This window comes from Thermus sp. (assembly GCF_056332225.1).
The window spans coordinates 1-701 of the sequence record NZ_JBWGQW010000188.1; the positions used below are offsets into that span (position 1 = coordinate 1).

At 70.3% G+C, this 701-nt stretch carries 1 pseudogene; it reads left to right on the forward strand.

The window, feature by feature from the left end:
* Positions 1–701, forward strand: a pseudogene (locus tag AC01Y6_RS10820) (hypothetical protein); the annotation flags it as partial.

Below are 701 nucleotides of genomic sequence, written 5' to 3' on the forward strand. Positions count from 1 at the left end.
GCTCAACTCGGAGGAAGTGCTCTACCTGGTGCGCACCCTCCTCTCCGAGGGGCAAATCCGCTACCTGACCGTGGAGAAGTCCCCCCAGGGGCGCATGGTGGCCCGGGAAATCGCCCGTCCCGGCCCCACCGGGCTCATCACCACGCTCACCAAGGGGCTCACCAAGGAGGACAACGAAACCCGCACCTTCAGCCTCTACATGGACGACTCCAAGGACCACACCCTCCGGGTGGTGCAGGCCCTGGCCGAGCGGGAAGCCCTGGGGGTGCGGCCCGAGGTGGAGGTGGCCCCCTGGCACGCCCTCTACGAGGCCCTTCCCCAAGTGGAGGTGGTGGTGCCCTACGCCCCGGCCATCGCCCGGCTCCTGGAGGCCCAGGACCTTCCCGAGGACCTGACCCGGCTCCGCCGGGACTTTGGCCGCTTCCTCACCTTGGTCAAGGTGGTGGCCCTCCTCCACCACGCCCGGAGGGAGGAGCGGGAGGGGCGTTTGGTGGCCTCCCTGGAGGACTACGCCCTGGCCTACCACCTGGCCGCCCGCCCCCTGGCCCGGAGCGTCCACACCGTGAGCCCCCAGGCCCTGGCTCTGGCCGTGGCCGTGCGGGAGGTGTACGAGGCCAAGCTGGAAGAGCTTGAGGGGAAGGTCCCCGAGGGGAGCGTGGCCGTGTACGTGAAGGACTTGGCCCGCTACCTGCGGTGGGCCA